11 protein-coding genes are annotated in these 13700 nt (G+C 70.0%); 2 read left to right on the forward strand and 9 right to left on the reverse strand.

The genetic code is table 11. The annotated features are described in order from the left end of the window. The first annotated feature begins 31 nt into the window (after positions 1–31). Positions 32–1042 carry a helix-turn-helix domain-containing protein gene (locus tag OG496_RS41010; RefSeq protein ID WP_405974447.1) on the forward strand — a complete coding sequence of 337 codons (1011 nt, stop codon included), beginning with the start codon at positions 32–34 and terminating at the stop codon, positions 1040–1042. Between the two features lie 10 nt (positions 1043–1052). Here OG496_RS41010 and OG496_RS41015 read toward each other — a convergent pair whose 3' ends face one another. From OG496_RS41015 to OG496_RS41025, 3 genes are all read right to left on the reverse strand, one after another. Then, positions 1053–1715 carry a class I SAM-dependent methyltransferase gene (locus OG496_RS41015; protein WP_405974448.1) on the reverse strand — a complete coding sequence of 221 codons (663 nt, stop codon included), beginning with the start codon at positions 1713–1715 and terminating at the stop codon, positions 1053–1055. 135 nt (positions 1716–1850) lie between these two features. Then, entirely contained in the window at positions 1851–2135 is a 285-nt protein-coding gene (locus OG496_RS41020; RefSeq protein WP_405974449.1) for an acyl carrier protein, read from the reverse strand. Then, positions 2132–3907 (reverse strand): acyl-CoA dehydrogenase, encoded by a 1776-nt coding sequence (locus tag OG496_RS41025; protein ID WP_405974450.1) that lies wholly within the window; start codon positions 3905–3907, stop codon positions 2132–2134. Before OG496_RS41025 ends, OG496_RS41020 begins: the two co-directional genes overlap by 4 nt. Positions 3908–4140: 233 nt before the next feature. On the opposite strand from OG496_RS41025, the gene OG496_RS41030 reads away from it, so the two are divergent. Next, on the forward strand, positions 4141–5385 hold the full coding sequence (locus OG496_RS41030) for an IS110 family transposase (RefSeq protein WP_405974451.1): 1245 nt from the start codon (positions 4141–4143) through the stop codon (positions 5383–5385). Between the two features lie 17 nt (positions 5386–5402). Here OG496_RS41030 and OG496_RS41035 read toward each other — a convergent pair whose 3' ends face one another. The 6 genes from OG496_RS41035 to OG496_RS41060 all read right to left on the reverse strand — a co-directional run bounded on the left by OG496_RS41035 (position 5403) and on the right by OG496_RS41060 (position 13649). Continuing rightward, positions 5403–7253, reverse strand: a complete 1851-nt coding sequence (locus tag OG496_RS41035; RefSeq protein ID WP_405974452.1) for an acyl-CoA dehydrogenase family protein — start codon at positions 7251–7253, stop codon at positions 5403–5405. Further along, complete coding sequence (locus tag OG496_RS41040; RefSeq protein ID WP_405974453.1) at positions 7250–8992, reverse strand: fatty acyl-AMP ligase; 1743 nt, start codon at positions 8990–8992, stop codon at positions 7250–7252. Before OG496_RS41040 ends, OG496_RS41035 begins: the two co-directional genes overlap by 4 nt. Further along, positions 8977–10371 carry a condensation domain-containing protein gene (locus tag OG496_RS41045; RefSeq protein ID WP_405974454.1) on the reverse strand — a complete coding sequence of 465 codons (1395 nt, stop codon included), beginning with the start codon at positions 10369–10371 and terminating at the stop codon, positions 8977–8979. Before OG496_RS41045 ends, OG496_RS41040 begins: the two co-directional genes overlap by 16 nt. Continuing rightward, a complete protein-coding gene (locus OG496_RS41050) occupies positions 10364–11083 on the reverse strand; it encodes a thioesterase II family protein (RefSeq protein WP_405974455.1) in 720 nt (239 codons plus the stop codon). Before OG496_RS41050 ends, OG496_RS41045 begins: the two co-directional genes overlap by 8 nt. Positions 11084–11775: 692 nt before the next feature. Beyond that, positions 11776–12201 (reverse strand): FixH family protein, encoded by a 426-nt coding sequence (locus OG496_RS41055; protein WP_405974456.1) that lies wholly within the window; start codon positions 12199–12201, stop codon positions 11776–11778. Continuing rightward, entirely contained in the window at positions 12198–13649 is a 1452-nt protein-coding gene (locus OG496_RS41060; protein ID WP_405974457.1) for a hypothetical protein, read from the reverse strand. The genes OG496_RS41055 and OG496_RS41060 overlap by 4 nt, the downstream gene beginning before the upstream one ends. Positions 13650–13700: the final 51 nt, after the last annotated feature.

The following is a 13700-nucleotide window of genomic DNA, read 5'->3' on the forward strand; positions in this document are numbered from 1 at the left end:
CGGATGGGGTGCGTGTGGCTAGGGGGAACGAGTGGCCCTCGATCTTGGTGTGCTGGGGCTTGACGCCGAAACGGCTGACGTCTATCGGGAGATGCTCAAGGATTCCACCGCCGTGGTTCCCGAGCTGGCAGAGCGATTAGACCGGTCTGACGACCAGATCCGGAAAGCCATCGATGAACTGGACCGACTCGGTCTGGTGCGGCAGTCCTGGCAGAACCCGAGAGTGTTGCGCGCGGTCGAGCCCGAGTACGGGCTGCTGTACCTGCTCACCCAGCGTGAGAAGGAGCTTCGGCGACGCCATGACGAACTGGAGACTGGTCGGCTCGCCGTACAAAACCTGGTTGCCGAGTACACCCAGTACAACCGGGCCCGGCACAAGCCACCCGTCGAGGTACTGACCGGTCTCGACACGATCCGGCTGAGAATCCAGACGTTGGCGGCGAACTGCACCTCCGAGATCCTGAGCCTGGTGCCGGGTGGAGCCCTCTCAGCCGCCGCGCTGCAGGCGAGTAGCCCACTCGACCAGGAACTGCTCGACCATGGCGTGCAGATGCGCACCGTCTACCTGGAGAGCATCGCCAACGACGTGCCCACGCTGGAGTACGCTCGCTGGTTGACCGACCTTGGGGCGCAGATCCGGGTGGCGCCCACCCAGCCGGTCCGTATGACGGTCTACGACCGCCGGATCGCCATGATCCCGGTGGACCCGGATGCGACCGGCTCGGGCGCGCTGCTGCTGCGAAGTCCGGGCGTGGTGGGCGCGCTGTGCTCCCTGTTCGAGCAGGTCTGGGCCGACTCAGTGCCGCTGGGACGCCAGCCAAAGCCGAACGAGCACGGCCTGACCAGCCAGGAGCAGGCCGTACTGGCACTGCTCTCCAAAGGGCTGGCCGACGAGGCGGTAGCCCGACGGCTTGGGGTGTCCGTCCGGACCGGGCGGCGCATCACTGCGAACCTGATGGGGCGGCTGGAGGCCGACAGCCGGTTCCAGGCCGGGGTGATGGCTGCTCTGCACGGCTGGATTTCCCCGGACATGCTCGTCTGACGGCCCCGGCTCAGGCCGCCTGCGGAGCGCTTCCGCGGATAGCGGCGGCCTCGGCGTATGGGTGCAGCCGGGCGTAGTACGCGAAGGGCGGGCCGATGAGCTGGCCGACCCGCAGGCCCGCGGCTGCGGCGTGACCGATCAGGCGGGCCGGTCGGATCTGGTGACGGTCGAAGAACTCACCGACCACGAGTCGGCTGTCCGGCTTCAGTACCCGGCGCAGTTCGGTCAGAGTAACGACCGGATCCGGGATCTCGCCTAGCGCGGTGACCAGGTACGCGGCGTCGAACGTGCCGTCGCCGAAGGGCAGTCGGTGGGCGTCAGCCAGGGTGGGTACGATGCCTCCGATGCCCTGTGCCCCGGCCCGGCGCAGCACGTGGTGCAGCATCTCCTGCTGGACGTCCACAATGTCGAGCCGGCCAGTGGCGCCGAGCTGTGGGGCGACGTGCAGGGACTGCAGGCCGGTGCCCGGGCCGATCTCCAGGATCCGCTCGCCCGGCTGCGGCTTCAGCATGCCGTCGAGCCGACGCAGTGTGAGGAACGGCAGCGGCAGGTCCAGCAGCCAGCGTTGAGCATACGGATAGGGCGCGGTGTCGGTTAGCCACCAGGCGGCGACGGCGGCCGTGGCGGCGGCGCCGATCCCGGCGCTCCGAAAGCGCCGATTCGACTTGGTCACGAGGTTCTCTCCAGAAGTGGGTGCCCGGGGCTGGAATCACCGCGGTACCTCCACCATCCCGGAGTGGCGGGGCGCGGTCCTCAACACTGGTACCCGTCTTCGTGGTGGTGCTGGGTACACCCCCGGACGGTGACCTCAGCGAGGTTGATCTGTACTGGCGCGCTGTGCGGCGATCTCTTGGTGAAGCAGCTCGGTGATCGCGTCCACGGACGGGTGGTCCCAGGCCAGGGTCGGGGAGACCGCGATGCCGAACTCGTCCTCGATGTCGCCGCAGAGGGTAAGCGCGTAGAGCGAGTCCAGCCCGTACTCGGCCAGTCGGGCGTCGCCGCGGATCTCCTTGGCCGGGCACTCCAGGTAAAAGGCGACTCGGGTGATCAGCCAGTCGCGGATCTCTTCGGCGGCGACAGCGGGCGTGGTCATGGTGTCGGTCCCTTCGGGAGGATCGGTCGGCCGGTTCCGGTTGGGGCGAACGGCCGGGCGCTGAGGTCGAAGGAGCGGTTCTCCCGCTCCCGGCGTACCAGTTCGGCGAAGACGGCCTGTTCGGCGCGGGCGGTGCCGGGCGGAAGGGGATGGCCGAGCCGGGAGGTGAGGCGGCGCAGTGCCAGGGTGAGCCAGGCACTGTCGCGCGGGAACGGCTGCGGCTCGTCCCGTTGGTGCAGCCAGACGCCCAGACAGGCGGCGGCGGCGAGCAGGAGCGTGTACCGCTCGGCGAGCTCGAATCCGTTCGGCCCGGCGAGCGGGGTGCGGTCGCGCGGGGCCAGCCGCTCGCAACCCGTCTTGAGCAGCCGGAGTTCGTCCACCAGCCCGGCGCACAGCGGGCCGAGGTCGGGGTCGTCCCGCAGCAGGTCATACCCGGCCGGGAGCATCGCGAGCACGCTGTCCTCGGCACCGGCCATGATCCGCAGCCCGCGGAAGTCCAGCGGGGGGAGCGGGTCCCCGGTCCGGAACAGGGCGGCGGGTGCCGGCTCGCCGGAAAGCCAGGAGCGCCGGGCCAGCCGGGGGAGCTGGGGGATGAGGGTGGCCTGGCACACCGTGGCGCCCGAGTGCGCGAGGGAGGCCACCGGCAGGTCCCGCAGGTGCTTCTGGAAGATTCCGTACGGTCCTTCGCGCAGGAAGGACCGGGCACCGAGGACGACCGCGAGGGCGTCCGCCCCCTCCTGGAGCAGCAGTGGCACTAAGTACTTGACGGCGGGTGACAGCACGGCGGTCTGCCCGGGCAGTAGATGCAGGGCCCGGCACACCACGGTGCTGAGGCAATCGGCGATCAGCAGGTCGGCGAAGGCACCGGCCAACACGGCGCTCGTGTGCGGGAGTTCAGCCACCGTACGGCCGTAGAGCCGGCGTTCCAGTGCGAACCGGGTGACGGCCCGTAGCTGGGTGTCGAAACAGCCGACCGTGGCACCGGTCAGTACAGCCTTCGTCACCTGGAAGGCCTGCAGTACGGTCTCCAGTGCGCTGCCCGGCTCACCGACCACTGCCGAGCCGGGCACCGGGCAGTCAAGGAACTCCACTCCGGCGAGGGAGGCCGCGCGCAGGCCGGAAGTGCGGAAGCGCGGGAGGAAACTCAGCCGGTCCCGGTCGATACGGCGCATGTCGAGCAGCAGCAGCGAGTGGTTCCGGCTGCCCGTGCCGGAGCCGGTGCGAGCGAGTACGGTGACGGCGTCAGCCCGGTGGACGTTGTTGATCACTTCCTTGCGTCCGGCGAGCAGGAACCGTTCGCCGTCGGGCGCGGCGTGGACCGCGGACCTGGTCAGGTCGTGGCCGGAAGGCAGGTCGGTGTAGGCACCGGCGGCCTGGCCGCCGGCCAGCAACACGTCGGCCAGCCACTGGCGTTGACCGGCGGAGCCGGCCGACCAGACGGTCGCGGAGGCGATCAGGTTGATCGCGCCGTGGCCGAGGCCGAGCGCCGCGTCGCGCCGGAACACCGGTCGCAGCGTCTGCGCCAGTTCGTCCGCGCGGCGGAGCCGACCGCCGTGCTCGACCGGGACGAAGTCGGCACCGAGCCGATAGCCCTCCAGCAGACTCCTGCCAGCCGGCAGCAGCTCTCCGCGCTCGTCCGCGCGCAGAAACGCCGCGAAGCCGACCGGATTGTCCGGGTCGTCGGGATCGCCGAAGCGGAGCTCCAGCGGGTGTGCGGTGTCCGGAGCGACGTCCGTCGCACGGTTCGGTACGGCAGTCGGCGTGGTGGTCACTGGTCCACCATCCTTTCTGCGGGCGTCAGTTGGGCGCTCGTGGTTGGATGCCGGTGAGAGCCGGGGTGACGGCCCGTGGTGGTCGCCCTTTCAGGGCCCGTATGACACTGCCGCCCGCGGTTCTTCCGGAGCTGTCGACCGGCAACAGAGGGACGCGCCGCAGAGCGCCAGTCAGTGACCGCCCGGGGTTCGGCTTCGTCACCGGCCTGTCGCTGATAGGCACGAGGAGAGCTGTGGCACTGCCCGAGAGCGAGCACTACGTCGGGATCGACTGGGGATCGGCCGAGCACGCGGTCTGCGTGCTGGACGGAGCCGACAAGGCCCGAAGCGAGTTCAACGTCAGCCATACCGCGATCGGGTTCGAGACCCTGATCCGCCGTCTGGCCAGGTTCGGGGACGCGGAGAACGTCCCCGTGGCGATCGAGCGCCCCGACGGTCGGCTGGTCGACCTCCTCCTGGAGGCCGGACACCCGGTGGTGCCGGTGAAGTCCAACGCCATCAGGGCATGGCGCGACGCCGAGGTGCTGTCCGGGGCGAAGTCCGACCCCGGGGACGCGATGGTGATCGCGGAGTACCTGCGGCTGAGGCACCACAGGCTCAGCGAGGCCCGCCCGTTCAGCGACGAGACGAAGGCTCTGCGCACTGTGGTCCGCACCCGCGACGACGTGGTGCGGCTGCGGGTGATGGCCACCAACATGCCCAGCTCGCTGCTGGACACCTTCTGGCCCGGCGCCAAATCGCTGTTCGCGGACATCGAGTCGCCGATCGCGCTGGAATTCCTCACCCGCTACCCGACCCCGGCCTCCGCCGCCCACCTGGGCGAGAAGCGCATGGCCGCGTTCTGCACCAAGCACGGCTACTCGGGCCGGCGCACCGTCGACGAGCTCCTGGGGCGCCTTCGCCGAGCCCCGGCAGGCGTCACCGCCGAGCACCGCACCGAGGCCGGACGCGACGCCGTCACCGCCCTGGTCACCGTGCTCAAGACGTTGGGCGGCGTGAAGAAGGACCTCGACCGCTCGGTGGTCAGCCACCTCGACCAGCATCCCGACGCGCGGATCTTCACCTCGCTGCGCCGGGCCGGGCAGATCAGCGCCGCTCAGATCCTCGCGGAGTGGGGCGATTCCCGCGTTGCCTACGACGGACCGGATGCGGTCGCCGCCTTCGCCGGCGTCGCGCCGGTCACCAAGGCGTCCGGACGCATGCGCGGGGTTTCCTACCGGTGGGCCTGCAACAAACGGTTCCGGCAGGCGATAGTGATCTTCGCGGACAACAGCCGCCACGAAAGCCCATGGGCCGCCGACATCTACCAGCGGGCCCGAGACCGGGGCATGGACCACCCACACGCAATCCGGGTCCTGGCCCGCGCATGGATCCGCGTGCTCCATCGCTGCTGGCTCAGTCACGAGCCCTACCAGCCCGACCGGCACGGCGGGCTGCAACGTCTCACAACCCCGAAACCGCTGCCTCAAGCAGTGTGAGGTTGACACAGGGGGTGTCATACGGCGTCGTCCTCAAGTGGGTGGGGCAGCAGGGAGAGCGGCCGCCCGGACCTGTGCTGGGCGAGCAGCGGCCTGGCCAACCGGTCGTAGACCTCGCCGTCGGGGCGTACCGTCGGGTCGATCCGGGCCAGGGCGCGGGTGATTCCGGCCTTCAGCCACAGGCCGGAATCCCAAAGCTCCTCGACCTCGGTGCCCTGCAGGCTCTTGTGGTTGCGCGACCACAGGTGGACGGCGGCCGCCGCGGCGAAGCACCAGGCATAGCGCTCGGCGAGCGCGAAAGCCTCGGTCGGCACGTCCAGTGCCGTCGGCCGGTGCTCCGCCATCAGGCCCGTCACCTCGTCAACGGTCGTGCGGAGTCGTTCGCCCAGGTCACCGAGCGGGACCTCGGGGATGGCGTCCGGGAGCGACTGGATCAGGCTGGAGCCGTTCAGGGAGACCAGCTGCAGCCGCTCGCGGTCGAAGGCGGGCAGCGACGTGCCGAGGTCTGTGGCGCCGTGCAGTCCGGCGAGGTCGACCCGGCCGCGTCGGTGGGCGCGCACCAGTGAGGGGAACTGGTTCACAAGCGCGTGCAGGTTGACCACGGTGGAGCCGTCGAAGATCCCGACGATCCGGTGGTCGCGCTGCACCTTCTGGAAGCGCCCATGCCGATACGTTCCGTCGGCCAGCAGCGAGCGAGACCCCAGCACTCTGGCCAGCCGGGCCAGCAGTTGCTCCACCACGGTCGGGACCAGGTACTTGGTGGCCGCCGAGCCGACCGACAGCTCGCCCGGCAGGGTGTGGATCGCTCGCGCGGCGACCAGGCTCACGGCTTCGGCCAGCAGCAGGTCCGCGTACGACTCGGTGAGCAACCGCCTGGTCTGCGGCAGTTCGACCAGCGGGCGGCCAAAGTTGTGCCGCTCGTGCGCGTACCGCACGGCCATCTCCATGGCCTGGTCGGCGGCGCCGAGTGAGAGCGAGGCACACAGGGTGCGGGTGAGCTGGAGGCTTTTCAGTACGATCTCCAGCCCACCGCCCTCCGCGCCGACCAGGGCGGACGAGGGGACGGCCGCGTCGGTGAATGCGATGCCGCTGATGTCGGCGCCCCGGATGCCGTGCAGCAGGGGGGCGGGCAGCGGGCGGTGGCTCGCCGGATTCAGTGTGCGGCGGTCGATGAGCAGGACGCTGAAGCCGCGCGGGCCGCCCGCCTGGTCGGTCCGCGCCAGCACGCAGAGCTGGTGGCCTCGGGTGGCGTTGTTGATCAGCCACTTCTCTCCGCTGAGCCGGTATCCGACGTTTCCGTCGTCGGCCGGGCCGTCTCCGTCGGTCATGCCGCCGCTCGGGCTGGTGGCCGTGCTCTCTCCGTCGGCCGGGTTGTCCGCCGGGCCGCCGGCTGCGCCGTTTCTGTCGCCGCTACCGTCTGCCGCGCTGCCCCCGTCGTGCACCGCTCGGACCTCGCCGGCCAGCAGATCGCTGCCGTGGTCCCGTTCGGTGAGTGCCCAGGAGATGACGCTGCCTTCCATGATCGCGGCACCGAGGCGGCGGGCCTGTTCGGTACTGCCGCCGACCCAGACCGAGACCGCGCCGAGGAAGGTCTTGCCATGCCCGATCGCCACTGTCAGGTCGCGTCGGGCGACGGCGCGCATCAGTTGCAACGCCTCGTCGTAGCCGCGCAGTCGACCGCCGTACTCAACCGGGACGTACTGCCAAGGCAGGCCGAGAAAGTCCAGCTCGCGGCAGATTTCCAGCGGGAACTCCTCGCGCTCGTCCAGCGCGGCGCAGCGGGCGTACGAGAACAGTCGGCCCCCGTCCTCGGGGTTGCCGAGACGCCGGTCGAGCCGGGCCGCGACCGCGTACGGGCCGTACCTCATGCCCCGGCCTCCGATCGGCGCCGGCGGACCAGCTCCGGATCCAGGTCCTCGTACACCGTCTTCAACTTGCCGTTGATGAACAGGTCGCACGTCACGGACCGGCGGACCTTGCCGCTGGTGGTGCGCCGAACCTGCCCCGGCCGCAGGAACACCACGTTGGAGACGCGCACGCCGATCCGCTCGGCCAGCTCGCCGCGGATCCGGCGAGACAGCGCGGGCAGGTCCGGCTGCTCGCCGCGGGGCCGGATCTCCTGCAGTACCACGATCTCCTCCCGCTCGCCCGGCACCGAGCAGACTGCTCCCTGCAGGCCCTGGAAGGCCGGATGCAGTTCCGAGACCAAGCGCTCGATGTCGTGCGGATAGAGGTTCCGGCCGCGGACGACCAACATGTCCTTGAGACGGCCGGTGACATACAGCTCGCCGCCGTGCACCGCGCCCAGGTCGCCGGTGCGCAGATAGCCAGTACGACCGTCCGCGGTGGCCGCGTGGAACAGTCGTCGGCTTTCCTCCGGGCGTCGCCAGTAGCCGGCGGTGACGCTTTCACCGCGGACCCAGATCTCGCCGATCCGACCGTCCGGCAGCGCCTCGTGGTTGTCCGGGTCAGCCACCAGGATCTCCAGTCCGGCCGCCGCCGGGCCGCTGCTGACCAGCATCGGGCCGGCGTTGTCGGGCAGCAGGAGGTGGGTCTCCAGGGCGGCGGGGTCGAACCGGGTCGTCACCGGGCCGCGGTGCGGCGGAGTGCCGGTGATCAGCAAGGTGCTCTCGGCCATGCCGTAGCAGGGCTTGAGCACGTCCGGGCCGAGACCGGCCGGCCGGAACCGCTCGGTGAAACGTTGCAGCGTGGCGGCGTTCACCGGCTCCGCGCCGTTCAGCGCGATCCGCAGGCTGGACAGGTCGAGTTCGGCCAACTGCTCGTCGGTGACGGTCCGGGTGACCAGGTCGTAGGCGAAGTTCGGGGCGGTGGTGAAGTCCAGCCGGTACTGCTGGATCAGCTCCAGCCAGAGCCGGGGTCGGCGCATGAAGTCCGTGGGCGACAGCAGCACCACCATGGCGCCCAGAAACAGCGGTGCCAGAACCGTGCCGATCAGGCCCATGTCGTGGTAATGCGGCAGCCAGCTGCCGGTGCGGGTGTGCGACCCGGCGCCGAGCACACGCTGGATCAAGCGCAAGTTATGCACCAGCGAGCCGTGGGTGACCGTCACGCCCTTGGGAGAGCTGGTCGAACCCGACGTGTACTGCAACACGGCCGGTGTGTCCGCGGCCAGCGCCGGAGGGGTCCATCCGGCTTCCAGCCCGTCGGTCGCGAGAGTGTCGGTCGCCACCACAGGCAGCCCGGCCAGACCCTCCGCCTCCAGGAATTCGGCAATCTCCGGGGCGCACCGGGTGTTCGTGAGCACCAGCGCCGCTCCGGCGTCGTGGACGATGCTCCCGGTCCTGGTGTCGCTCCTGCCGCTGCTGTCCGGCACCGGCGCCGGTACCGCAACCAGACCGGCGTACAGACAGCCGATCAGCGCGGTGACGAAGTCGAGCCCGGACGGATAAAGGAGCAGGATCCGGTCGCCCTCCAAGCACCGGCCGCGCAGGTACTGGGCGCAGGACCTGGCCCGCCGGTCGAGTTCGCCGTAGGTCAGTTGCTCGGTTGTCGGTCCGCCGGTCCCGCTCCGGGCGAAGACCACCGCCTCCTTCGCGGGTAACTCGCGGGCGTGGCCGGCGATCCGGTCCACTATGGTTTCGGACACGGAGGTGTCCTCCTCTCGGCGTTGGTCACGGGGCGAAAGCGCCGGTCCTGGCCCCAGATCCGGGCCCGGGCCACGGAACCGTCCGGCCGCTCGGCGGCCAGGGCGACGGCCCGGGTGAAATGCGCGGCGAACTGCTCGACCGTCTCCTGGTCGAACAAGCTGCTGTCGTAGCGGATGTCCACCGCCAGGGCGTCCTCGGTCTCCAGCACGTCCACCCCAAGGTCCACTTGTCCCTCCTGCTGCGGCAGCGGGAAGGCGGACAGGCTCAGTCCTGAGCAAGAGGTGACGCGGTCCGGGCGGGTGGTGTCGAGGATGGTTCGCAGCTCGGCCGGGGCGTGCGCGGTCGACAGCAGGTTGAAGGTGACCTGGTAGACGGCGGACTGACCGGCCTCCCGGCTGTCGGCGAGCACGCGGGCCAGGTGGGCGAACGGGTACCGCAGGCCAGCCATGCCCTGCCGCAACTGCCGGTGCGCCTCCTCGGCGGCCTCCCTGAAAGTGGTGGCCGCGGTGAACCGGGCGCGGAAGACGAGAGTGTTGACGTAGTTGCCGACAGTACGGCGTGAGCGCGAGCTCAGCCGGGTGGAGACCGGACAGCCGACCAGGAAGTCGTCCTGCCTGGTGTACCGGTACAAAACGCCCTGGAACACCGCGAGCAGTAGGGCGAACAAGGAGACTCCGAGGTCCAGGGCGGTCTGCCTCAGCCACTGGGAGTCCTCGGCCGGGACGACGGTCCGGCAGGTACCGCCGGTGAAGGACTGGCGGGCCGGGCGCGGCCGGTCGGAGGGGAGAGTGACGGCGCCCGAACTTCGGCAGAGATCCGCCCAGTACGTCTCCAACGTTGCGCCAAGCGGCGAGGAGAGCAGCTTGCGCTCCCTGAGCACGTACTCCTCGTGGGAGTCCGTCGCCTCGTGGGCGTCCGTCTCCTCGTGCCCGTACAACGCGAGGAGATCGGCCAGCAGGACGGCGTCCGAGGCGGCGTCGGTCGCGATGTGGTGACCGGCGATCAGTAAGACCGCGTCCTCAGGCGTCCGGCTGTGCAGGGCGATCCGGAACGCGCCGGTCCGGCCCAGGTCGAACGGCCGGTGGAGCGAGCGTCGGACGCTGACGGCGAGGGCCTCCGTGACCTGATAGTGCGCCAGTTCGACCAGGCTGTCGGGCCGGACCAGCCGCACCGGTCGGCCGTCGCGTTCGATGAAGACCGAGCGCAGCATCTCGTGCCGGGAGCCGAGGGCGCGTACGGCCGCGCCCAGCGCCGCCACGTCGACGGCGGACCGGATCCGCACCGCGACCCCGGTGTGGTAGGCGGTGGCCTCCGGCGCCAACTGGTGCAGGAACCACTGGGCTTCCTGGTTGCGCGTGAGGGCGTGGCCGTCAGACATGGCGGCCGTCGGCAGAAGCGCCGGTCGCTGTGCCCAGGTCCGCGCGCAGTTGGTCGAAGACCCTGCCGGCCAGGTCGGCCTCGTGCGTCTCCAGGTAGAAGTGGCCGCCAGGGAAGGAGCCGAACTCGAATGCCGCGCTGGTGAGTTGGGACCAGGCGCGGATCTCCTCGGCTGTGCAGTCGAGGTCTTGGTCCCCTACGTATCCGGTCACCGGGCAGGACATCGCGACGGGTGAGGCCGGGCGGTAGGTCTCGATCAGCTCGTAGTCGGCCTTCAGCGTGGCTACGGCGATCTCGCGCAGCTCCGGGTCGTCGAGCAGCGCGATCTGTGAGCTGCCCAGCCGACTGACCCTGGCGAGCAGGGCGTCGGTGTCCGTGTGGTCGGTACCGAGCGGCCGGTGCGGGTTCGGTGCCGGGTGGCCGGAGACGAACAGACGCAGTGGCCGGATGCCGTAGCGCTCCAGCCGGACGGTCACCTCGTAGGCCAAGGCGGCGCCCATGCTGTGCCCGAACAGTGCCAACGGGACATCCCCGAACGGCCGCAGGGCCTCGGCCAGCTGGTCCGCCAGCGCGTCCATCCGGGTCAGGTACGGCTCGGTGAAACGGTTGTGCCGTCCTGGGTAGCAGGCGGTGAGCAGTTCCGTCCCGACCGGCAGCCGGCCGGCCCAGCCGCGGAAGGAGCTGGGCGTGCCTCCAGCGTGAGGGAAACACACGAGGCGAATATGCGGGGTGCGATTTGCGCCGAGCCTGACAAACGAATCAACAGCTGTCTTCGCCATGTCAGTCGTGTATTCCCTTCTGTGGCAACGACCCTTTCCTCGCACGCATTGGTGTGAGGGTGAGGTGAGGTTATGGAACGCGCCTATATTCCCGCCATATCGCCCGCCGGTGACATGTTGGTGACATGTCGGGGCAGGCGGCGCCGCGAGCGGCGGCCGTGTTTGCCCGGACCGGACCGGACGGGTGCGGGCATGCGAAGGGCGGTGGCGCCCCGGACTCGATGCTTGCCATACATGGGGGTGCCACCGCCCGTCAAGCCGGTTTCCCGTGGTCAGGACAGGCTTGTCGTCGGTTACTCCCAGGCCGTGGTGTTGGTCGCGCGGACCGCGACCGAGGTGGCCGGTGTCGGCTGGCCGGGGGTGATGCCCCAGGCGGCTGTGACGGCGAGGGGGGTAATGGCGGCTGTGCGCTCAGTCGGATTCCTGGTGACTAAAATATCTTTGCGCATGCGAAAATCCCCCGGGTTTCTCATGGAACCGCTGACCGGAATGTCGAATAAGAGAGTTCATTCCGTCCCGTTCATCGGGTGTCCTCGGAATTAGTCCCCCTGTTCAACATTCTGGACCGCGGATTTGCTCCCTGTCAGGTGTTTAGGGTGGCAGGGAGCTGTCATTGCAGGGCACTGTCAGGCGACCGGGACGGTCACCGGGAGCGTCACCACGTCGGTTCCGTCGGCGCTGTGCAGCCGGACCGAGAGCTGCCAGGAGCCCGCCATCAGGAACAGCCGGCCGTCCGCCCGGTACCGGCCCGGCCCGTCCGGCTGCGCGGTCAGCGCCGCCATCGTGTGGCCCATGCTCGGCATGCTGGCCGCCACGGTGACCTGGTCCAAGTCGAGTACCGCACGGTCTCGCCGTACGACGACGATCTCGGCCTCCCCGGGCGCTGGGCTCGGGTGTGGCAGCCGTATCCGGACCGTGTAGGTCGAGGACGAGCCCTCGACCGTGACACCCGTGGAGTCGCCGGAGTCCGGCCACCACCACACCAGCAGCAGGACGAGGGCGAGGACGGCCGTGCCGAGCACGGCCCGGGTGCGGACGGACGGCAGGGTCATGGGGTGTCTCCGGTGACGTCGACGGTGAAGGCGGCGGTGTGGATACGGAAGTCGCGCTCGTACTGGATCCATACCTGGTAGCGGCCGGCTCTGGGGAAGGCGAAGACGAAGTGCAACAGCGGCCCGTACTGGCCTACCGTCTCGTCGGGGACGATGGCGCCCGGCGCGGACAGAGCGGCCATGGAGGAGGTCTCGTGGGCGTGTCCGAAGAAGTCGTCGTCGCGTCTGCGGACGATCATGTGCCCGGCCATGCCGAGCCAGCCCTGCAGATCCCTCGCCGGGGCGGCACTTGTACCGACGTGCAGCGAGATCTCGGTGGCCACCCCCGCAGTCGGCCGGGCCGGGGACAGTGTGACCCTGGATTCCCGCGGGGTGTCGACCGATGGGACGGCGCTCGTCCCGTCCGGGGAGCCGATGTGGACGCCCAGGTCGAGCGTGGCGGTGAGCAATTGGCTGCCGCTGTCCACCCGATCGATCTCGGTCTGCACCAGATAGCGGCCGGGGCGCGGCAGGGACAGTCGGAGCAGCAGATCGCCCGGACCGTCCGGTACCGGGTGGAGATGGGCGAAGTACTTCAGGTCCGCGCTGGTCACCACGGTGTGGGCCAGGGCGCCGTGGTGGACTGCCAGATCATCGACCGGCTGACCGTCGGAGCCGTCGGTGAGGCCGAGGTGCAGTGCAAACACACTGCCGGCGGTCGGACGGGCCGGGACCGTGCGCAGTGCCAGGTCTGTGAAAGAGCGGCCGTTGGCCGTGGTGCCGTCGACGTTGGTCAGCAGTTTTTCGTCGGGTGCCCCGTTGGGACTGGCGGCGGTCATGTCCGGCGAGAGCAGCGCCGCCGTGAGGGCGACGGTCAGGGTGACCACTGTCCCGCCGGACATCAGCAGGGCGGCCCCGCGCCGGTGGAGCACTGAGGCCGCGAGAACCCCGAGCAGTAGTACGCCGGCCACCAGGAACGCGGGGTAGACGACCTTCTCCCAGGGCGCCGCCCGTGGGGTCAGCACACGGAAGGGGAGCCTGGCCGTGTCCGTGCCGTTGGAGACGTCGAGCTCCCAGGGCCCGGTACGGTCCGCGGTCAGAGTCGTCGGACTGCTGCCGGGCCGGCCCGCTCTCAGGCGTATGACCGCACGGGACGGCGTGCTTGGTGGCGCGCCCTCCAGCGGCACCAGCGAGAGTGTCAGGGTGGCGGCCCGGACCGGGTCGTGGGCAATCACGTCGACCTGGAACGGTCCCGGCACCCGGGGTACCTGGCGTAGTGCGAAGGTCAACTCGTTGCCGCCGAACGTCGCGGCCAGCTCCAGGTCTGCATTCTGGCTGATGCCGTGCGCGGCGGCTGACCCGGCGTCGGCCAGGCTCATCAGACCCAAGAGGACGAGCAGCCACAGGACCGCGAACCGGCGGTTGACCGGTGTACGGGCGCGTGTACGGGCAGGACGGGAGTGGATCACTTCGCCCACCCTGCGCAGGCCGACTATATTTCGTCGATATCCGCCGGTGTC

The organism is Streptomyces sp. NBC_00988 (assembly GCF_045162645.1).
Lineage (GTDB): Bacteria > Actinomycetota > Actinomycetes > Streptomycetales > Streptomycetaceae > Streptomyces.

What these genes read in the sequence shown, in the direction of transcription:
- OG496_RS41055 (WP_405974456.1), bottom strand. Translation starts at nt 12,201, where the DNA reads ATGACCCTGCCGTCCGTCCGCACCCGGGCCGTGCTCGGCACGGCCGTC.
- OG496_RS41020 (WP_405974449.1), bottom strand. Translation starts at nt 2,135, where the DNA reads ATGACCACGCCCGCTGTCGCCGCCGAAGAGATCCGCGACTGGCTGATC.
- OG496_RS41035 (WP_405974452.1), bottom strand. Translation starts at nt 7,253, where the DNA reads ATGAGGTACGGCCCGTACGCGGTCGCGGCCCGGCTCGACCGGCGTCTC.
- OG496_RS41045 (WP_405974454.1), bottom strand. Translation starts at nt 10,371, where the DNA reads ATGTCTGACGGCCACGCCCTCACGCGCAACCAGGAAGCCCAGTGGTTC.